Annotated in this window: 20 protein-coding genes and 5 tRNA genes; 14 read left to right on the top strand and 11 right to left on the bottom strand. The window is 30.9% G+C overall.

All coding sequences use genetic code 11. The features are described 5' to 3' along the window. The first annotated feature begins 13 nt into the window (after positions 1–13). The 6 genes from E5R92_RS00265 to rpsD are packed head-to-tail and all read left to right on the top strand — an operon-like array spanning position 14 to position 6546. Positions 14–1393 carry a class II 3-deoxy-7-phosphoheptulonate synthase gene (locus tag E5R92_RS00265; RefSeq protein WP_168606137.1) on the top strand — a complete coding sequence of 460 codons (1380 nt, stop codon included), beginning with the start codon at positions 14–16 and terminating at the stop codon, positions 1391–1393. Between the two features lie 39 nt (positions 1394–1432). Then, on the top strand, positions 1433–2170 hold the full coding sequence (gene nadE, locus E5R92_RS00270) for an NAD(+) synthase (RefSeq protein WP_168606138.1): 738 nt from the start codon (positions 1433–1435) through the stop codon (positions 2168–2170). 45 nt (positions 2171–2215) lie between these two features. Further along, positions 2216–3577 carry a cysteine--tRNA ligase gene (cysS, locus tag E5R92_RS00275; RefSeq protein WP_168606139.1) on the top strand — a complete coding sequence of 454 codons (1362 nt, stop codon included), beginning with the start codon at positions 2216–2218 and terminating at the stop codon, positions 3575–3577. Further along, positions 3574–5175, top strand: coding sequence for a citramalate synthase (cimA, locus tag E5R92_RS00280; RefSeq protein WP_168606140.1), 1602 nt, complete (start codon positions 3574–3576; stop codon positions 5173–5175). Before cysS ends, cimA begins: the two co-directional genes overlap by 4 nt. After that, positions 5175–5888: an RNA methyltransferase gene (locus E5R92_RS00285; protein ID WP_168606141.1), complete on the top strand. Its 714-nt coding sequence runs from the start codon at positions 5175–5177 to the stop codon at positions 5886–5888. The genes cimA and E5R92_RS00285 overlap by 1 nt, the downstream gene beginning before the upstream one ends. A 40-nt stretch (positions 5889–5928) precedes the next feature. Continuing rightward, positions 5929–6546 carry a 30S ribosomal protein S4 gene (rpsD, locus tag E5R92_RS00290; RefSeq protein WP_168606142.1) on the top strand — a complete coding sequence of 206 codons (618 nt, stop codon included), beginning with the start codon at positions 5929–5931 and terminating at the stop codon, positions 6544–6546. Between the two features lie 7 nt (positions 6547–6553). Here the strand turns inward: rpsD and grxD are convergent, their stop codons facing one another. From grxD to sfsA, 9 genes are read right to left on the bottom strand one after another with little or no spacing between them, the layout of a single operon-like run. Beyond that, positions 6554–6886, bottom strand: coding sequence for a Grx4 family monothiol glutaredoxin (gene grxD, locus E5R92_RS00295; RefSeq protein ID WP_168606143.1), 333 nt, complete (start codon positions 6884–6886; stop codon positions 6554–6556). Further along, complete coding sequence (locus E5R92_RS00300) at positions 6886–7116, bottom strand: BolA/IbaG family iron-sulfur metabolism protein (RefSeq protein ID WP_168606144.1); 231 nt, start codon at positions 7114–7116, stop codon at positions 6886–6888. The genes grxD and E5R92_RS00300 overlap by 1 nt, the downstream gene beginning before the upstream one ends. 1 nt (position 7117) lies before the next feature. Then, on the bottom strand, positions 7118–9310 hold the full coding sequence (gene purL / locus E5R92_RS00305; RefSeq protein WP_168606145.1) for a phosphoribosylformylglycinamidine synthase subunit PurL: 2193 nt from the start codon (positions 9308–9310) through the stop codon (positions 7118–7120). Further along, positions 9310–9993 (bottom strand): phosphoribosylformylglycinamidine synthase I, encoded by a 684-nt coding sequence (purQ, locus tag E5R92_RS00310; RefSeq protein WP_168606146.1) that lies wholly within the window; start codon positions 9991–9993, stop codon positions 9310–9312. Before purQ ends, purL begins: the two co-directional genes overlap by 1 nt. A 6-nt stretch (positions 9994–9999) precedes the next feature. Further along, positions 10000–10242, bottom strand: coding sequence for a phosphoribosylformylglycinamidine synthase subunit PurS (gene purS, locus E5R92_RS00315; protein ID WP_168606147.1), 243 nt, complete (start codon positions 10240–10242; stop codon positions 10000–10002). A 1-nt stretch (position 10243) separates the two neighbouring features. Then, positions 10244–11026, bottom strand: coding sequence for a phosphoribosylaminoimidazolesuccinocarboxamide synthase (purC, locus tag E5R92_RS00320; RefSeq protein WP_168606148.1), 783 nt, complete (start codon positions 11024–11026; stop codon positions 10244–10246). After that, a complete protein-coding gene (purB, locus tag E5R92_RS00325; protein WP_168606149.1) occupies positions 11026–12318 on the bottom strand; it encodes an adenylosuccinate lyase in 1293 nt (430 codons plus the stop codon). Before purB ends, purC begins: the two co-directional genes overlap by 1 nt. Positions 12319–12321: 3 nt before the next feature. Continuing rightward, positions 12322–13092: a type I methionyl aminopeptidase gene (map, locus tag E5R92_RS00330; protein ID WP_168606150.1), complete on the bottom strand. Its 771-nt coding sequence runs from the start codon at positions 13090–13092 to the stop codon at positions 12322–12324. Further along, positions 13085–13783 carry a DNA/RNA nuclease SfsA gene (gene sfsA, locus E5R92_RS00335; protein WP_168606151.1) on the bottom strand — a complete coding sequence of 233 codons (699 nt, stop codon included), beginning with the start codon at positions 13781–13783 and terminating at the stop codon, positions 13085–13087. Before sfsA ends, map begins: the two co-directional genes overlap by 8 nt. 21 nt (positions 13784–13804) lie before the next feature. On the opposite strand from sfsA, the gene E5R92_RS00340 reads away from it, so the two are divergent. The 4 genes from E5R92_RS00340 (at position 13805) to E5R92_RS00355 (ending at position 15908) form a co-directional block, all read left to right on the top strand. Beyond that, entirely contained in the window at positions 13805–14554 is a 750-nt protein-coding gene (locus E5R92_RS00340; RefSeq protein ID WP_168606152.1) for a competence/damage-inducible protein A, read from the top strand. A gap of 4 nt (positions 14555–14558) precedes the next feature. Beyond that, positions 14559–14960: a gamma-glutamylcyclotransferase family protein gene (locus E5R92_RS00345; RefSeq protein WP_168606153.1), complete on the top strand. Its 402-nt coding sequence runs from the start codon at positions 14559–14561 to the stop codon at positions 14958–14960. A 79-nt stretch (positions 14961–15039) separates the two neighbouring features. Then, positions 15040–15124: transfer RNA gene (locus E5R92_RS00350), tRNA-Leu, on the top strand. A 4-nt stretch (positions 15125–15128) separates the two neighbouring features. Beyond that, the gene (locus E5R92_RS00355; RefSeq protein ID WP_168606154.1) at positions 15129–15908 is read left to right on the top strand and encodes an NAD kinase; all 780 of its coding nucleotides are present in this window, start codon (positions 15129–15131) and stop codon (positions 15906–15908) included. Positions 15909–15912: 4 nt separating this feature from the next. Here E5R92_RS00355 and E5R92_RS00360 read toward each other — a convergent pair. Continuing rightward, positions 15913–15988, bottom strand: a tRNA-Thr gene (locus E5R92_RS00360). Positions 15989–16021: 33 nt separating this feature from the next. After that, complete coding sequence (gene rlmB, locus E5R92_RS00365; protein ID WP_168606155.1) at positions 16022–16765, bottom strand: 23S rRNA (guanosine(2251)-2'-O)-methyltransferase RlmB; 744 nt, start codon at positions 16763–16765, stop codon at positions 16022–16024. A gap of 130 nt (positions 16766–16895) precedes the next feature. Here rlmB and E5R92_RS00370 point away from each other — a divergent pair. The 4 genes from E5R92_RS00370 (at position 16896) to E5R92_RS00385 (ending at position 18422) form a co-directional block, all read left to right on the top strand. Next, positions 16896–16981: transfer RNA gene (locus E5R92_RS00370), tRNA-Tyr, on the top strand. 46 nt (positions 16982–17027) lie between these two features. Continuing rightward, positions 17028–17101 (top strand) — tRNA-Gly (locus tag E5R92_RS00375). 47 nt (positions 17102–17148) lie between these two features. Continuing rightward, complete coding sequence (tuf, locus tag E5R92_RS00380; protein WP_168606156.1) at positions 17149–18339, top strand: elongation factor Tu; 1191 nt, start codon at positions 17149–17151, stop codon at positions 18337–18339. A gap of 7 nt (positions 18340–18346) precedes the next feature. Further along, a tRNA-Trp gene (locus E5R92_RS00385) sits at positions 18347–18422 on the top strand. Positions 18423–18439 lie beyond the last annotated feature (17 nt).

Raw genomic sequence — 18439 nt, forward strand, 5'->3', positions numbered from 1 at the left:
CCCTAGGTTGAAAATGAAAAATTGGAAAATAAATAGCTGGAGAAATTATCCTGTAAAACACATTCCTGAATATCCTAATCAAAAAGATTTGGATGGTGTTTTAAGTAAAATTAAAAATTTCCCCCCATTAGTTTTTGCAGGTGAGACAAGACACTTAAAAGAACAGCTTGCAGATGTTGTTGATGGAAAAGCTTTTCTATTACAAGGTGGAGATTGTGCAGAAAGTTTTGCAGAATTTCATCCAGATAATATTAGAGATACATTTAAACTAATACTGCAAATGTCACTTGTACTTACTTATTCTGCCTCATTACCAGTTATTAAACTTGGAAGAATTGCCGGCCAATTTTCAAAACCAAGAAGTTCTCCTGTTGAAAATATAGATGGTGTTGAATTACCTAGTTACCTAGGAGACAATATTAATGGAATGGAATTTAACGAAAAGTCAAGAGTTCCAGACCCTAAGAGACTTTTCAAAGCTTATTCTCAATCTGCATCAACACTTAATCTTATAAGAGCATTTTCTCACGGCGGTTTTGCTGATCTTAAAAAAGTGCATACTTGGAACTTAGGTTTTATTAAAAACTCTCCAGCTGCTAAAAAATTTAAAGATTTGGAAGACAGAATAGCAGATGCACTTGCATTTATGGATGCATGTGGAATTAATTCAGATTTTAATAGAAGATTAAAAACAGTAAACTTTTGGACTTCACATGAAGCTTTACTTCTTCCATTTGAGCAAGCAATGACAAGAGTAGATTCTACTACAGGTGAATATCATGATACGTCAGCTCACTTTGTTTGGATAGGAGATAGAACAAGACAGCTAGATGGTGGACATGTTGAGTTTTGTAGAGGAATTGAAAATCCGATTGGAATTAAATGCGGACCAACATTAAAAGCAGAGGACTTAATAAATCTTTGTAATAAAATTAATCCAAATAATGAAAAAGGTAAAATAACTTTAATTTCAAGATTTGGACATGATAATGTTTCTAAATTTTTACCAAAATTAATTAGAGCAATTAAAAAAGAAGGTTTAAATGTAATATGGTCATGTGACCCTTGTCATGGAAATACAATTAAAGCTACAACTGGATTTAAAACAAGACCATTTAATAGTGTTATCAAAGAAGTAAAAAATGTTTTTGAATGCCACCAAAGTGAAGGAAGTTATGCCGGTGGATTACACATTGAAATGACAGGTCAAAATGTTACAGAATGCACAGGTGGTGCTCAGAAAATATCTGATCAAGATTTATCTAGCCGTTATCACACTCATTGCGATCCAAGACTTAACGCTAATCAAGCATTGGAGCTAGCTTTTTTAATTTCCGATGAAATTAAAAAAAATGCTGCTTATTCTAAAAAAAATATTAAAGCGGCATCTTAAAGCATTGTATTAGACATAATTTCGTTTAAATTTTAAATAATGAAACCACTAGAAAAAGCAAAATTTATAAGCAATTGGATTAAAAATTACGTAGAAAAGATGCCAAGTAAGGCTCAATCTTTAGTCATTGGAATTTCTGGAGGAATAGATTCTTCTGTATCAAGTACATTGAGTGCAATGACGGGTATAAAAACAATTGTTTTATCTATGCCTATTAAACAAAAATTATCACAACATGACTTAAGCTTAAAACATCAAGAGTGGCTTGTTAAAAATTTTGATAATGTTGAAGCTCACACACTAAGTTTAGATAAATTATTTGAAGCATTTCAGGGCACGCTATCCAATTTTGATAGTGAACATGGCATGGCTAATTCTAGAGCAAGAATTAGAATGACTACTCTTTATCAAGTAGCTGCTGCAAACAAGGGTATCGTAGTCGGTACTGGAAATAAAGTTGAGGATTTTGGAGTAGGGTTTTATACGAAGTATGGAGATGGTGGGGTAGATATTTCTCCAATTGCAGATTGTAACAAATCAGAAGTATGGGAAATAGGTAAATCCATTAATATTCTCCAAGAAATAATCGATGCTGCTCCAACTGATGGATTATGGGATGATGGCAGAACTGATGAAGGTCAGTTAGGTCTTAGATATGAAGAATTAGAAGAAGCAATGAATAATGTTAATTCAATAAATCGTGAAAAATACGAAAAAATAAGAAATATAAACTTGCATAAAATGGAGCCAATTCCAGTTTGCAAGATTCCCAACTAATCTAAAAGATTCACAAATCTACAATTAAAGTATAATTCTAAAGTAATGAATAAAGATATTTTTTTAACAAACAACCTTAGCAACAAAAAAGAAAAATTTGTTCCCTTAAATAAAGAAAACATTGGTATGTATGTTTGTGGTCCAACTGTTTATGATAACCCACACATAGGTAATGCAAGACCTCTTGTCATTTTTGATATTTTATACAAAGTTTTAAAATTAAAATATGGGTATGATAAAATAAATTATATAAGAAACATTACTGATGTTGATGATAAAATAATTAAATCAGCAAAAAAAAAAAATATTTTAATATCTAAGTTAACGAACAATGTTATTAATGATTTTAATGATGATTGTAATTATTTAAACTTAGATAACCCAACACAACAACCAAAAGCTACAGATCATATTGATCTTATGATTGAAATGATATCATCTTTAATAGAAAAAGATTTTGCCTACGAGGCAAATAATCATGTTTACTTTGAAGTAAGTAAATTTGTAGATTATGGAAAACTATCTAATAAAAAATTAGAAGATTTAATTGCAGGATCTAGAGTTGAAGTTTCAGAGAACAAAAAAAAATCTGAAGACTTTGTTTTGTGGAAGCCTTCTAAAGATGATGAGCCTGCTTGGGATTCGCCCTGGGGTAAAGGAAGACCTGGTTGGCATTTGGAATGTTCTGCAATGTCTAAGAAATACTTAGGTGACGTATTCGATATTCATGGAGGTGGAATAGATTTGATTTTCCCTCATCATGAAAATGAAATTGCTCAATCAAGATGTGCTAATGATACTAAAGTTTTTGCAAATTATTGGATCCACAACGCATTTATTACTATGTCTAATGAAAAAATGGCTAAATCTACAGGCAACATAATAAAGATTAAAGATTTTAAAGACAAAGTTGATGGACAAGTTTTAAAACTTGCTCTAATGAGTGCCCACTACAAACAGCCATTGGACTGGAGCGAAAAGCTTCTAGAAGATTGTAAAAATACTATTGATAAATGGTATGAAGTTTATTTACCATCAAATGATAAAACAGTTTTGAATGAAGATATTTTATCTCCGTTATATGATGATTTAAATACACCTGGTTACATTGCAAAGTTACATCAGCTTTATGACAAAGCTTTAAAGGGAGGTAACGAAGAAAAAAATTTATTCGTATTAGCTTGTAATTTCATTGGTATTTTAAATAAAACAAAAGAAGAATGGATTGAGTTTAAAAAGAAAAAATCATCGATTAATGAGGGTGATATTTTAGAAATGATTGCACTTCGAAATAAAGCAAGAGAGGACAAGAATTATAAAGAAGCAGATATCATTAGAGATAAGCTTTTAGATAAAGGGGTTTTAATAGAGGACAAAGGTGGTAAAACAATTTGGAAACTAAAATGAGTAAAGAACAACTTTATATATTTGATACAACACTAAGGGATGGTGCACAAACGCAAGGTGTTGATTTTTCTATAGATGATAAATTAAAGATTGCCTTAGCTTTAGATAATTTAGGTATTGATTATATTGAAGGTGGTTGGCCAGGAGCAAACCCTACTGATACTGAATTTTTTCAAAAAAAACATTCATTTAATAACGCTAAACTAACATCATTTGGAATGACTAAAAGAACTGGTCGTAGCGCAGATAATGATCCGGGTCTAGCAGCGCTTATAAATTCAAACACGCCAGCAGTTTGTATTGTAGGAAAATCTTGGGATTTTCATGTTGATATAGCCCTTGGTATTTCTAATGAAGAAAACTTAGAAAACATCAAGGAGACAGCAAAACACTTTGTTAAAGAGAATAAAGAGTTCATGTTTGACGCAGAACATTTTTTTGATGGATATAAAGCTAATCCAAATTATGCTTTATCATGTCTTAAAACAGCATTTGATGAGGGAGCACGATGGATTGTTTTATGTGATACTAACGGTGGAACTTTACCTCATGAAGTTACAAAAATTATAACAGAAGTTTCTAAAACTATACCTGGGAAAAATTTAGGCATACACGCTCACAATGATACAGGTAATGCCGTTGCCAATTCTTTAGCTGCAGTTTGGTCTGGGGTTAGACAGGTGCAAGGAACCATCAATGGTTTAGGTGAAAGATGTGGTAATGCTAATTTAATGTCATTAATTCCTACTTTCTTTTTAAAGAAAGATTTTGCAACTAAATTTAATTTAAACATTAAACCAGATAATATTAAAAAATTAACAGAATGTTCTAGATTATTAGATGAGATCTTAAATAGAAAACCCAACAAACATCTTCCATACGTTGGTGCCGCTGCTTTCTCTCATAAAGGTGGCCTTCATGTATCAGCTGTTCAAAAAGATCCAAAAACGTATGAACATATTAACCCTGAAGAAGTTGGAAATTCTAGAAATATTGTAGTTTCTGATCAATCAGGAAAATCCAATATAATCTCAAGATTAAAAACTATTGGTATTGAAATAAAAGAAAGTGACCCTAAAATTAAAAAACTTTTAGATGAAGTAAAAGATAGAGAGTTTATTGGTTATAGTTATGACGGTGCTGACGCATCGTTTGAATTATTAGCTAGAAGAATTATTAGCAAGATACCAAGATATATATTGATTAAAGAATATGATGTTTCTGTTAAAAAAGATTCATCAGGAGCAATTGTTTCTTCTGCAAAAGCACAGCTTGAAGTTGATGGTGAAAAGATTATGTGCACAGGTGAAGGAAACGGTCCTGTTAATGCATTAGATAATGCCATTAGACAAAATGTGGATCGATTAAATAAATATTCAAAATATTTAAAAGATTTAAAATTAGTAGATTATAAAGTTAGAATTTTAAATACAGGTACAGAAGCGATAACTAGAGTTTCAATTGAAAGCACTGACTCAAAAGGTAAAAACTGGTTCACGATTGGTGTCTCAGCAAATATAATTGATGCTTCATTCAAAGCGCTGGTTGATAGCTTGGATTACAAATTGTTTAAAGATAATGCTCCAGCAAGTCTTTAATGTCATCTAATAACATTTCATTTATTTTACATCAACCCCAATTATCTGAAAATATTGGAGCTTGTGCTAGAGCTGTTAAAAACTTTAACTTTAAAAAATTAGTTATTGTTAAACCAAAACCTATTTTTCCAAATGATAAAATTCTAGCAACTTCAGTTGGTGCAAAAGATCTAATTATTAATGCTAAAGTCCATGAAACATTAGAATCTGCCTTAAAAAAAGTAGACTACGTTATTGCAACGTCTGCAAGATTTAGAAATAAAAATATAAAACACATTAATCTAGAAGACTTAAAAAAAATTGATTTTAATAAAAAGATAGCCTTTTTATTCGGTTCTGAGGCATCTGGTTTGTCTAATAATGAGATTAGTTATGCTAATTATACTATGCAAATCCCGACTAATCCTGATTTTAAATCTTTAAACTTGTCTCATAGTGTCATTATTATTGCTCACGCAGTTGCAAGTATCATTAATTTAAAGGGTGCAAAGTTTTCTAAATCAAAAAAAATAACTTTAGCTAACAAGAAGGATATTCAAGCAATGACCAATTTATGTATCAAAAAATTAGAAGAAAAGAATTTTTTTAAACCTTTGGAGAAGAGACCTATAATGCTTGAAAACTTAAGAAGCATTTTTTATAAAATGGAGCTTTCTGAGAAGGAAACGCGTATTTTGTCCAGTGTATTTGCAAGTTTGTCCAAAAAAGGTTGATTGACAAAATAATGAGTAAGTTTATAACCCCACTTAACAAATGACAAAAAGAATAAGTGCTAAACATAAAATAGATAGAAGGTTAAAGATTAACCTATGGGGAAGACCTAAAAGTCCCTTTAACAAAAGAGACTATGGTCCAGGACAACACGGTCAAGGAAGAAAAGGAAAACCCTCCGATTACGGAATTCAGTTACAAGCTAAGCAAAAATTAAAAGGTTACTATGGTAATATTAACGAAAGACAATTCAGAAATATTTACAAAAAAGCTACCATGTTAAAAGGGGATACAGGTGAAAATTTAATTGGATTACTTGAAAGAAGATTAGATTCAATTGTGTACAGAGCAAGATTTTCAACAACTGTATTTTCAGCTAGACAACTTATCAACCATGGTCACGTTAGAGTTAATGGTAAAAAAGTTAATATTGGGAGCTATGTTGTTAAAGAAGAAGATGTAATTGAAATCAGAGATAAATCCAAACAGTTAGCTTTTATTGATATTGCTTTAGCAAACAAAGAAAGAGAAACTCCAGAATACATTCAGCTAGATGAAAAAAATAAAAAAGTTACTTTTGTTAGAACACCAAAGTTTGATGAAGTTCCTTATCCAGTAATAATGGAACCTAATCTAGTAATTGAATATTACTCTAGATAGTAAATATTTATTTTTTATAATTAATTTGTTTATCCTCAAGCACTTTCTTGAGTTCACCGTTTTCATACATTTCTTTAACTATGTCACAGCCACCAACAAATTCACCTTTAATATAAACTTGTGGAATAGTTGGCCAGTCACTAAACTCTTTTATACCTTCTCTTAAAGGCTGAGATTCAAGAACATTGATCCCTTTATAATTGACTTCTAAAATTTTTAGCATGTTTGATACAGCCATAGAAAATCCACACTGTGGAGCATCTGGTGTTCCTTTCATAAATAAACATACTTCGTTTGTATCTATATGATTTTGAATTAAATTTTTTGTGCTATCGTCCATTATTGTTCCTTTGTTTTAATTGCTAATGCGTGAAGTTCGTTACCCATTTTTCCTTTTAAAGAATTATATACCATCTTGTGTTGTTCAATTTTGCTTTTTCCAGAAAATTTACTTGAAGTAATTGTTGCTGAGTAGTGATTGCTATCTCCAGCAAGATCCTGAATTTCTATTATAGCATCTGGTAAAGCTTCCTTAATAAGTGTTTCAACTTCTTTTATATCCATTGCCATTTTAATTATCCATGTAGTTAGTTAACCAATTTGTATGTGATTTGATCAAATCGTCAATTGATACTTTTGTCTTATCATCAATTATTAAACTATCTTCAATTACTGATCCAAGTTCATCAAAATGTACTGAGTTTTCTTGAAGTATTTTAGTAGCACTTTCTAGATCATCTTTGCTAATTTCCGCAATGTATCTTCCCTGGTCTTCACCAAATAAATATTCAAACTGATTAATTAAGTAATTTGGTTTTTTAAGTGTTGCACCTTTTTTACCTTTGATACACATTTTAGAAAGAGCTGTAATTATACCTCCTAAAGAGACATCATGAGCAGACTTAATATACTTTTTATCAATAAGTTTTAATATTGTTTCACCATTATTTTTTTCATTAAAAAGATTAATTTCAGGGGGAGGCCCATTTTTTTCATTTAAAATATCTCTTGCAAATAAACTTTGATCAAGATGACCTTCAGTTTTACCAATAACTAAAAGTACATTATCAGCTTCCTTTAAATCCATTGTAACCATATCTTGATAATCTTTAATTAAACCAACACCTCCAATTGCAGGAGTAGGTTTAATACCAATATCTTTAGTTTGATTGTAGAAAGAAACATTTCCCGAGACTACTGGAAATTCCAAGTAAGCACTTGCTTCACCTAAGCCTTGAACACATTCAACAAACTCACCCATATTTTCCTCATTTTCAGGACTACCAAAATTTAAACAGTTAGTAATTGCAATTGGTTTTGCACCAACTGAAATTAAGTTTCTCCAACTTTCACAAACAATTTGCTTTCCACCACTTAATGGATGAGCCCAACAATATACAGCAGATGAATCAACAGATGCTGCAACTGCTTTATTTGTGCCATGAACTCTAACAACCCCTGCATCTCCACCAGGTTTTTGAATAGTATCACCCATGACAGTGTGATCATACTGTTGCCAAATCCATTCTTTGCTACAAACATTTGGATTAGATAGTATTTTGTTTAAAACATTTTTTACCTTTAAGGTTTTAAATAGGTCTTTTTCAATCTTAATCCTTTTGGGTAGTTTCGCTTTTTTCCATTTCCGGTCATACATAGGTGAGTTCTCAACTAATGTGTTAACAGGAATGTCTGCTACTTTTTCTTCATCAAAATAAAGTTCAATTTTTTTACTTTTTGTTGTTTTACCAATAACAGCAAAGTCTAAATTCCATTTATCAAATATTTTTTTAGCCATTTCTTCTTTACCATTTTCTAAAACAATAAGCATCCGCTCTTGGCTTTCTGATAACATAATTTCATAAGGGGTCATATTTGCCTCTCTACAAGGAACTTTATTTAAATTGATTTCAATTCCTAAATTTCCTTTTGAAGCCATTTCGATACTTGAAGAAGTTAATCCTGCAGCACCCATATCTTGAATAGCAATAATTGAATCTCCTGCCATTAACTCTAAACAGGCTTCTAATAATAGTTTTTCTGTAAAAGGATCTCCAACTTGAACGGTTGGTTTTTTCTCTTCAATTTTATCATCAAAAGAAGCTGATGCCATACTAGCACCATGAATTCCATCACGACCTGTTTTTGAACCAACATATATTACAGGCTTTCCTAAACCTGCAGCTTTTGAATAAAAAATTTTATTTTTTTTAACATGACCTAAAGTCATTGCATTTACTAAAATATTACCGTTATAAGACTCATCAAAACTAGTTTGTCCTGCAATTGTTGGAACCCCCATGCAATTTCCATATCCCCCTATACCGTGAACAACACCACGTAATAAATTTTTAGTTTTTTTATGTTGGGGCGAACCAAAATGAATTGAGTTTAAATTAGCTATTGGTCTTGCACCCATTGTAAAGACATCTCTCATAATACCACCAACGCCAGTTGCAGCACCTTGATAGGGTTCAATAAATGAAGGGTGATTGTGACTTTCAATCTTAAATACAATTGCATCATCATCACCAATATCAATAACACCAGCATTTTCACCAGGTCCTTGAATTACATTTTTTCCTTTAGTAGGTAAGTTTTTAAGGTGAAATCTTGAAGATTTATAAGAACAATGCTCATTCCACATTGCTGAGAAGATACCTAGTTCAGTAATATTGGGAACTCTTTTTAATAAATCACAGATTTTTTTATACTCATCTTTTTTTAAACCATGATCGATTGCAAGTTGCTCGTTAACTATCATTATTTCAAATTATTAATTAAGTTTTCAAAAAATATTGAACCATCTTCACCTGATAGAGCAGGGTCTATCATTCTTTCAGGGTGAGGCATCATTCCTAACACATTTTTTTGTTTACTAAATACACCAGCTATATTTTGTAATGAACCGTTTGGATTACATTGCTCATTAACATTTCCGTTTTCATCTGAGTAAAATAAAGCTATTTGATTATTATCATTGATTTCTTTAATTTGATCATTAGAACAAAAGTAATTACCTTCATTATGAGCTATATGAAACTCATAGACGTCTTTTTTATCATCTTTAAAATAAGAGTTATCTTTGTTGTTAGCTTTAACAAAAATATTTTTGCAAATAAATTCCAGGTATTTATTTCTAAGAAGTACACCTGGCAGCAAACCAGATTCAACTAAAATTTGAAAACCATTACAGATACCCATAACTTTACCCCCACCTTGAGCAAAGTTTAGAATTGATTTCATAATTTTTGATTTTGATGCCATGCTTCCACATCTAAGATAGTCCCCATATGAAAAACCACCTGGTAAAACCACTAAATCACTTTTTGGCAGTTCAACATCATTATGCCAAACCATTTTATTTTTAAAGCCAAATTTTTTTAAAGCAACATCCATATCTCTATCACAATTAGATCCAGGAAAAGTTATTACGGATGAATGCATTATTTATTATTGTGATCCAATAATTTTAAAGTCTTCAATTACTAAATTGGCTAAAAGCTTTTTACACATTTCTTCAACCTTTGCTTCAGCTTTTTTTTTATCATTTTCTTTTGTATCAATTTCAAAATATTTTCCTTGTCTTACTTCATTGATACCTTCAAATCCCATACCATCTAAAGTTTGGTGAATGACTTTACCCTGTGGATCTAAAACATCTTTCTTAAGAGTTATAACTACAGATATTTTCATATTATTTTCTTTTTTTAATTGATCTTAATTTAGTTACATTGACAGAACTTAAGTTTGATTGTTCGTGTAATATACCAAGTCTTTTAGCAACTTCAGTATAAGCTGGAATTAAATCACCCAAGTCTTTACGAAACCTGTCTTTATCTAGTTTTTTATCCGTAATGCTGTCCCATAATCTACAAGTATCAGGGCTAATTTCATCAGCTAAAATAACCTCATTTTTTTCATTTTCTTTAAGTCTCCCAAACTCAAGCTTGAAATCAATTAGTTTAATTCCAACACCTCTGAACATTCCAATCATAAAGTCATTTATTCTTAAAATCATTTTTTTAACTTTTTCTAATTCAGATTTTGTAGCCCAATCAAAAGCCAAAATATGCTCTTCTGCAATAAGTGGGTCCCCTAAATCATCATCTTTTAGACAATATTCTAATAAAGGTTGCTTTAAAATTGTTCCATCTTCAATACCAAGTCTTTTAGTAATAGAACCTGTTGCAACATTACGAACAATAAACTCAATTGGAATAATCTCTACCAATTTAATAATCTGCTCTCTCATATTTAATCTTTTAACTAAATGATTTTTAATCCCAATTTGAGTTAGGTTTGATAAAATATGTTCTGATATTCTATTATTTAAAACACCTTTACCTTCAATAGTTGATTTTTTTAAGTTATTAAAAGCTGTTGCATCATCTTTAAAATATTGGATGACTAAATTTTTATCAGACGTTGCATAAATTATCTTAGCCTTACCTTCGTATAATTTTTTACCTTTTTTCATTATTTAAAAACTCTTCTAAAGATTAAGTCTACATTTTTAAAGTGTGATGAATAATTGAATATAGCCTTCAACCTTTTTGAAGAGATTTTAGCCATTATGAATTCATCACCTGAAATAACGTCAAATAAATTTAAGTTTTCTGCAAAACATTTTTTTGCATAGTTTTGAACCATTTTATAAGATTGCTCTCTACTTAATCCTGATTTTGTTAACTCTAACATTACTTCTTGTGAAAAAATTAAACCTTTAGTTATATTTAAATTTTCAACCATTTTTTTTGGATAGACAATCATTTTATCTAAAATATTACTAAGTCTAACTAAGGCAAAATCTAAAGTTATATTAGCATCTGGACCAATATTTCTTTCTACACTTGAATGAGAAATATCTCTTTCGTGCCATAGTGCAATATTTTCTAGGGCAGGGATAACGGCACTTCGAACCATTCTTGCAAGACCGGTTAAATTTTCACTTAGTATTGGATTTTTTTTATGAGGCATTGCAGATGAACCTTTTTGGTCTTTTGAAAAAAATTCTTGCACCTCATAAACTTCTGTTCTTTGTAAATGTCTAATTTCAATTGCAACTCTTTCAACAGAGCCTGCAATAATTCCAAGGATTGAGAAATAAAAGGCATGTCTATCCCTTGGTATTACTTGAGTTGATATAGGTTCAACTTTTAAACCAAGTTTTTTTGCAACATGTTTTTCAACGTTAGGATTGATATTTGCAAATGTTCCAACAGCACCAGAAATTGCACATGTCGATATTTCATCAATTGCATCAACTAATCTTTTTCTATTTCTTTTAAATTCTTCATAAAATGAAGCTAATTTTAAACCAAAAGTTATAGGTTCAGCATGAATTCCATGACTTCTACCCATACAAGGAGTGTATTTATATTTTTTGGCTTGTTTCTTTAAAACCTTTAGAATTTGATCGATATCACTAAGTAGAATTTTACCTGATTGAACTAATTGAATATTTAAACTGGTATCTAGAACATCAGAAGAGGTCATACCTTGATGAAGGTATCTTGCTTTAATCCCCACTTTTTCAGTAACTGAGGTTAAAAATGCTATTACATCATGCTTAACTTTACTCTCTATTTGGTGAATTCTTTTAACGTTTATTTTAGCTTTTTTTTTAACAATTGATGCAACACCTTTAGGAATTTGACCTAATTTTTCCATAGCCTCAGCTGCTGCAACTTCTACATCAAGCCAAATTTGGTATTTATTTTCTTCTGACCATATGTCAGTAAGCTGTTTTCTAGAATATCTTTCAATCATTAATTATAAGTAAGGGGGCTTAGAATAACCTTTAACAGATTCTGTAAAGATTTCATAACCATTTTCAGTAATACCCAATGTATGCTCAAATTGTGCTGATAAAGATTTATCTTTTGTAACTGCTGTCCAACCATCTTTAAGCATTTTTACATCCCATTCACCTGTATTTATCATTGGCTCAATTGTAAAAGTCATGCCTGGTCTAAGCTCCAACCCTGTGTTTCTTCTTCCATAATGTAAAACATTTGGTGGTTCGTGAAATGTTGTGCTTATTCCGTGACCACAAAAATCTCTAACAACTGAGTAACCTTTTTTTTCTACAAAAGATTGTATTTCATATCCAATATCACCTAATCTTAATCCTGGTTTAAGTAAATTTATTGCTCTCATCATCGACTCGTATGTAGCATCAATTAAGTTGTTAACTTTAACAGGAGTTTTTCCAATACAAAACATTCGACTTGTATCACCATAATGTTCATCAACTATAGCTGTCACATCAACATTTAAAGCGTCACCTTCAACTAAAATTCTATCAGAAGGTATACCATGACAAACAACATGGTTTAAAGAGGTGCATAATGATTTTTTAAAACCTCTATAAAATAATGGAGCTGAGTAGGCACCATTGTCTCTTATAAATTCATAACCTAATTTATCTATAAATTCAGTAGTCACACCTGGCTTAATATTATCTGTAAGCATATCAAGAGTTCTTGCTGCAAGATTTCCAGCAACTCTCATCTTTTCAAATTTTTCTAAATAATCAGGCATTAATAATTTTAATCTTTTTATCTATTTTAATTTCTTTTGAACTTATTTTACATTGATAAGCTAAAAAAATAACTCCAGCTTTTTTTGCAAGTAAATAATTTTCATAATATTCTTTATCAATGTCTTTTGCTATTTTAAAATTTTCCACACCTTCTATTTGGACTAAGAATAATAGATAGGATTTATAACCTTTTTTAACTGCTTCTATAAGAGTTTTTAAATGTTTTGAACCTCTAGCAGTAACTGCATCTGGAAATTCTGCAGTTTTTTCTTCTCTAAATAAAGTAACATTTTTAACTTCTACAAATATTTTTTGTTTATTTTTTTCAACTAAAAAATCAAACCGTGTTTCTTTATCAAAAAATACCTCAGGCTTAATACTGTCATTGTTTGCAACTTCTTTAATTAGATTATTTGATAAACCATGGAAGGCAATTTTGTTTGCAAAATGGGTATTAACACCTACTAAATTTTTTTTAACTTTAATTATTTCAAGAGTATATTTTAACTTTCTTTTAGGGTCGTCATTTTTAGATACATAAACCTCATTTCCTTCATCCAATAAACCTTTCATAGACCCAGTATTAGGGCAATGTGCCGTAACAATTTCCTTACTAATTTTAACGTCTGTAAAAAATCTCTTATATCGTTTGATAAGTTTGCCTTTAATTAAAGCTTGGGTAAATTTCATATTTAAATTATATATTTAATAATGAACCAAAATACAAAATTTAATGCCGCAATACTTATCATTGGTAATGAAATTCTCTCAGGAAGAACACAAGACACTAATACTAGTACAATTGCTCAATGGTTGAATTCAATTGGTGTAAAAGTAAATGAGGTAAGGGTTATACCGGATATTGAAAATACAATTGTTGAGACTGTTAATCATTTAAGAAAAGCTAATAATTATGTGTTTACTACTGGCGGTATAGGCCCAACCCACGATGATATTACTGCTCAATCTATCTCGAAAGCATTTAACCTTGAGTATGAAATTCATAAAGAAGCCTTTAAAATACTAGAAGCTTATTACAAAGTAGGTGAGTTTAATGAGGGTAGACAAAAAATGGTATGGATGCCACGTAATGCTGACTTAATATTAAATCCAACAAGTGGTGCACCAGGATTTAGTGTTGAAAATGTTTTTTGCTTACCAGGAGTTCCTTCAATTTTAAAATCAATGTTAGGTGGGTTAAAAGATAAAATTGTAGGAGGAGATCCGATATTAAGCCATACGATAAGCTTAAAAACTGTCGAAAGTGAAATTGCAAACTCTTTAACTAATGTGCAGGATGATAATAAAGATGTTGAAATTGGAAGCTACCCTTTTTTTCATGCAGGTAAATTAGGTGTCTCAATAGTAATACGATCTGAAGACCAACTTAAAATTGATAAGTGCAGTTCTGAAATTTTAGAGTTTGTTAATCAAAAAAAAATAGAAGTAGTAGTTAGATAGTTAAATGCTTTATTTCGCTTATGGAAGCAATCTAAATCATTTTCAAATGAAAAGAAGATGCAAAGATAGTGTTTTTTTAAAAAAAATAAATTTAACTAATTTTAAATTAACCTTTAGAAGCAAATATAGAGCTGCTGATATAGAACTTAAAAAAAACTCAATTGTTCCAGGAGCTTTATTTGAAATATCTAAAAGTGATGAAAAAAAATTAGATGTTTATGAAGATTATCCAGTTCTATATAAAAAATATTATTTTACATATTATGGAAAGAAAGTAATGACCTATACAATGACTAAAAAAACTTTATTTTCATATCCAACAGAACGATATTTAAATATTATAAAGAGAGGTTATAAAGATTGTAATTTAGATAATCATATTCTTAAAAAAGCATTAAAAGCTTAATTAAAATATTGATATGATTTGTTAACAAAAAGAAGTTGAGTTATAAATAAAAACAGTTAAACAAATGAAAATAGTACATGCCCTCGTGGTGAAATTGGTAGACACAACGGACTTAAAATCCGTGCCTTTTTGGAGTGCCAGTTCGAGTCTGGCCGAGGGCACCACAAAATGAGAGATAAGGTATATTTAGTATTTGATAAAACTAAGGCTTCCTTAAAGATTAAACCAATTCTAATTAAAAAAGTTAACATTACATCCTTAAAAAAATCCAACATAATAATTGTTTTAGGTGGAGATGGTTTCATGCTTCAAACTTTAAAAAAATTACACAAATATAAAAAACCTTTCTATGGAATTAATTCTGGTAACTATGGTTTTTTGATGAATAAATTTTCTAATGAAAATATTATTAAAAATTTGAATATTTCTAACAGTATAAAAATTTATCCTCTACAAATGACTGTTACTAATAAAAATAACCAAATAAAAAAATCAATAGCTATTAATGAAGTGTCAATATTGAGACAAAGCAAACAGGCATCATCAATTTCTATTACAGCTAATAAGAAAAATATTATTAAAAATCTAATCTCTGATGGTGTATTAGTTTCAACACCAGCAGGTAGTACAGCTTATAATTTATCTGCACATGGCCCAATTTTGAATTTGGATTCAAGAAAATTAGCAGTTACACCTATTAGTCCCTTTAGACCTAGAAGGTGGAAAGGTACAATTGTTAATGATAAATCTAAAATTTTAATAAGAAATTTAGATACAAATAAAAGACCCATTAGTGCAGTTGCAGATAATTTTGAAGTTAGAAATGCAAAAATTATTAAAATTCAGGCTAATAAGAAAATTAGCTTTGAATTATTGTACGATAAAAATAACAGTCTTCATAAAAAAATAAAGATTGAACAAGCACGAAAAGAAACTACAAATAATTAAGTGATGGTGCCCCCGCACGGAGTCGAACCGCGGACCTATTGATTACAAATCAATTGCTCTACCAGCTGAGCTACAAGGGCATAACTGATTTCTATTAAGAAATCTTAAACTAATCAAGAATTTTTTTTCAAATAACTTAAATGATGGAACACAATCGCTGCACTATTCGAGATATTTAAGCTTTCTACATCTTCATTTATATCAATCTTAACAAAAAAATCTGTGTACTTTCCAGTATGTTCTCTCATACCAAAACCTTCAGATCCAAATAAAAGAACATTTTTTCCTTCCCATTTAATATCTGTAAAGTCTTTTTCTCCTCTTGCGTCAAACCCATAAACCCAAAAATTCTTTTCTCTTAAATTTTTAAGTGTAGAATTTATGTTTGATACCTCAAAAATGTTCATATGTTCCATGCAACCACTTGCGGCTTTATACATAAGTTTACTATCAGACGGGAATTGTCTTTCTTTAACTATTAATCCATCTATATGAAATGAAGAAGCGCTTCTAATTAATGATCCAATATTTCTTGGGTCAGTTACTTCATCAATACAAACAAATGTTAATTTATTTTTACCTTTTATAAATTCTTTTAAGTCGGGTTGATCGATATGTTCCACTTCTGCAATGTACCCACCGTGCATAATTTGATCTTTAGAAGTGTACTTATCTAATTCTTTTTTTGATTTAAAATAAACCTTAACGTCCTCAAGAACATTTTTCTTTGGGTTTTTTCTGTGAATATTTTTTTTACTTTCTTCTGTTAAAAAAACTTTTAAAACCTTTCTTTTTGGGTTTCTTAAAGCCTCAATAACAGCATGTTGACCAACGATTAAAAAAGATGATTTATTCATAAATTATCTTTGTTTTATACGTATTTTCCTCGATTTTCACAGTAAATCTCGTGTTGCAATTGCATAATAAAAATATATAAAACGCATGTTGTTTGAAGCTTTATTGAACAAGGGGACACTTCCCCAAAAAGGAGGGGTTCCAGAGCGGTCAAATGGGGCGGGCTGTAAACCCGTTGACTTCGGTCTTCGAAAGTTCGAATCTTTCCCCCTCCACCACTCAATAAAATTTTTTATGACAATGGAGTGTTATTCTTGATGTTGTGCGGGTGTAGTTCAATGGTAGAACGCTAGCCTTCCAAGCTGGATGTAAGAGTTCGATTCTCTTTACCCGCTCCAAGAAAAAAAGAAATTATTAATAAAACTAAAACTGAGGTAAAAAAGTAATGTCAAAAGAAAAGTTCGTAAGAAATAAACCACACTGTAACATTGGTACAATTGGTCATGTCGACCACGGTAAGACAACATTAACGGCTGCTATCACAATCACATTAGCAGAAGCTGGTGGAGCAAAAGCGGTTGCTTACGATCAGATTGATAAAGCCCCTGAAGAAAAAGAAAGAGGGATTACAATTTCAACTGCACATGTTGAGTACGAAACTGAAAAAAGACACTACGCACATGTTGATTGCCCAGGACACGCTGACTATGTAAAAAATATGATTACGGGTGCAGCTCAAATGGATGGCGCTATCTTGGTAGTTAACGCTGCTGATGGTCCTATGCCTCAAACTAGAGAACATATTCTTTTAGGAAGACAAGTTGGTATTCCTTCAATTGTAGTTTACTTAAATAAAGTAGACCAAGTTGATGATAAAGACATGATCGAACTTGTAGAGGAAGAAATTAGAGAACTTTTAACTTCTTACAAATATCCTGGTGAAACAACTCCTATCGTTAAAGGTTCTGCATTAGCTGCCGTTGAAGGTAGAGATGAAGAAATTGGAAAAAATTCTATCTTAGAATTAATGAAAGCTGTTGATGAATTTATTCCTCAACCAACTAGAGATGTTGACAAACCTTTTCTAATGCCTGTTGAGGATGTTTTTTCAATTTCGGGTAGAGGAACTGTTGCTACTGGTAGAGTTGAATCGGGTGTTATTAAAACTGGGGAAGAAGTTGAAATTGTTGGTGTTACTGAAACTAAAAAATCAGTTTGTACTGGTGTTGAAATGTTCAGAAAACTTCTAGATACTGGTGAAGCAGGTGATAACGTTGGTATTTTGTTAAGAGGTGTTGAGCGAGATGATATTCAAAGAGGACAAGTTCTTTGTAAGCCTGGTTCAATTACACCACATACTAAATTTGAAGCTCAGGCCTATGTACTTAAAAAAGATGAGGGTGGAAGACACACCCCTTTCTTTACTAAATATAGACCTCAGTTTTACTTTAGAACAACCGATGTAACTGGAGAAGTTACATTACCAGCAGGAACTGAGATGGTTATGCCTGGTGATGATGCTAAATTCACTGTCACATTAATTACTCCAATTGCGATGAGTGAAAAATTAAACTTTGCTATTCGTGAGGGTGGTAGAACAGTTGGAGCTGGAGTAGTAACTAAAATTATAGAGTAAACTCTATAGGAGTGTAGCTCAATTGGTAGAGTGCCGGTCTCCAAAACCGGAGGTTGAGGGTTCGATTCCCTCCGCTCCTGCCAATAAGCTTAACAGTATA

The organism is Candidatus Pelagibacter giovannonii (genome assembly GCF_012276695.1).
Lineage (GTDB): Bacteria > Pseudomonadota > Alphaproteobacteria > Pelagibacterales > Pelagibacteraceae > Pelagibacter > Pelagibacter giovannonii.

Bases quoted from the DNA above. Each gene is read 5' to 3' on its own strand.
- E5R92_RS00265 (WP_168606137.1), top strand. From the start codon at position 14: ATGAAAAATTGGAAAATAAATAGCTGGAGAAATTATCCTGTAAAACAC.
- nadE (WP_168606138.1), top strand. From the start codon at position 1,433: ATGAAACCACTAGAAAAAGCAAAATTTATAAGCAATTGGATTAAAAAT.
- cysS (WP_168606139.1), top strand. From the start codon at position 2,216: ATGAATAAAGATATTTTTTTAACAAACAACCTTAGCAACAAAAAAGAA.
- cimA (WP_168606140.1), top strand. From the start codon at position 3,574: ATGAGTAAAGAACAACTTTATATATTTGATACAACACTAAGGGATGGT.
- E5R92_RS00285 (WP_168606141.1), top strand. From the start codon at position 5,175: ATGTCATCTAATAACATTTCATTTATTTTACATCAACCCCAATTATCT.
- rpsD (WP_168606142.1), top strand. From the start codon at position 5,929: ATGACAAAAAGAATAAGTGCTAAACATAAAATAGATAGAAGGTTAAAG.
- grxD (WP_168606143.1), bottom strand. From the start codon at position 6,886: ATGGACGATAGCACAAAAAATTTAATTCAAAATCATATAGATACAAAC.
- E5R92_RS00300 (WP_168606144.1), bottom strand. From the start codon at position 7,116: ATGGCAATGGATATAAAAGAAGTTGAAACACTTATTAAGGAAGCTTTA.
- purL (WP_168606145.1), bottom strand. From the start codon at position 9,310: ATGATAGTTAACGAGCAACTTGCAATCGATCATGGTTTAAAAAAAGAT.
- purQ (WP_168606146.1), bottom strand. From the start codon at position 9,993: ATGCATTCATCCGTAATAACTTTTCCTGGATCTAATTGTGATAGAGAT.
- purS (WP_168606147.1), bottom strand. From the start codon at position 10,242: ATGAAAATATCTGTAGTTATAACTCTTAAGAAAGATGTTTTAGATCCA.
- purC (WP_168606148.1), bottom strand. From the start codon at position 11,026: ATGAAAAAAGGTAAAAAATTATACGAAGGTAAGGCTAAGATAATTTAT.
- purB (WP_168606149.1), bottom strand. From the start codon at position 12,318: ATGATTGAAAGATATTCTAGAAAACAGCTTACTGACATATGGTCAGAA.
- map (WP_168606150.1), bottom strand. From the start codon at position 13,092: ATGCCTGATTATTTAGAAAAATTTGAAAAGATGAGAGTTGCTGGAAAT.
- sfsA (WP_168606151.1), bottom strand. From the start codon at position 13,783: ATGAAATTTACCCAAGCTTTAATTAAAGGCAAACTTATCAAACGATAT.
- E5R92_RS00340 (WP_168606152.1), top strand. From the start codon at position 13,805: ATGAACCAAAATACAAAATTTAATGCCGCAATACTTATCATTGGTAAT.
- E5R92_RS00345 (WP_168606153.1), top strand. From the start codon at position 14,559: ATGCTTTATTTCGCTTATGGAAGCAATCTAAATCATTTTCAAATGAAA.
- E5R92_RS00355 (WP_168606154.1), top strand. From the start codon at position 15,129: ATGAGAGATAAGGTATATTTAGTATTTGATAAAACTAAGGCTTCCTTA.
- rlmB (WP_168606155.1), bottom strand. From the start codon at position 16,765: ATGAATAAATCATCTTTTTTAATCGTTGGTCAACATGCTGTTATTGAG.
- tuf (WP_168606156.1), top strand. From the start codon at position 17,149: ATGTCAAAAGAAAAGTTCGTAAGAAATAAACCACACTGTAACATTGGT.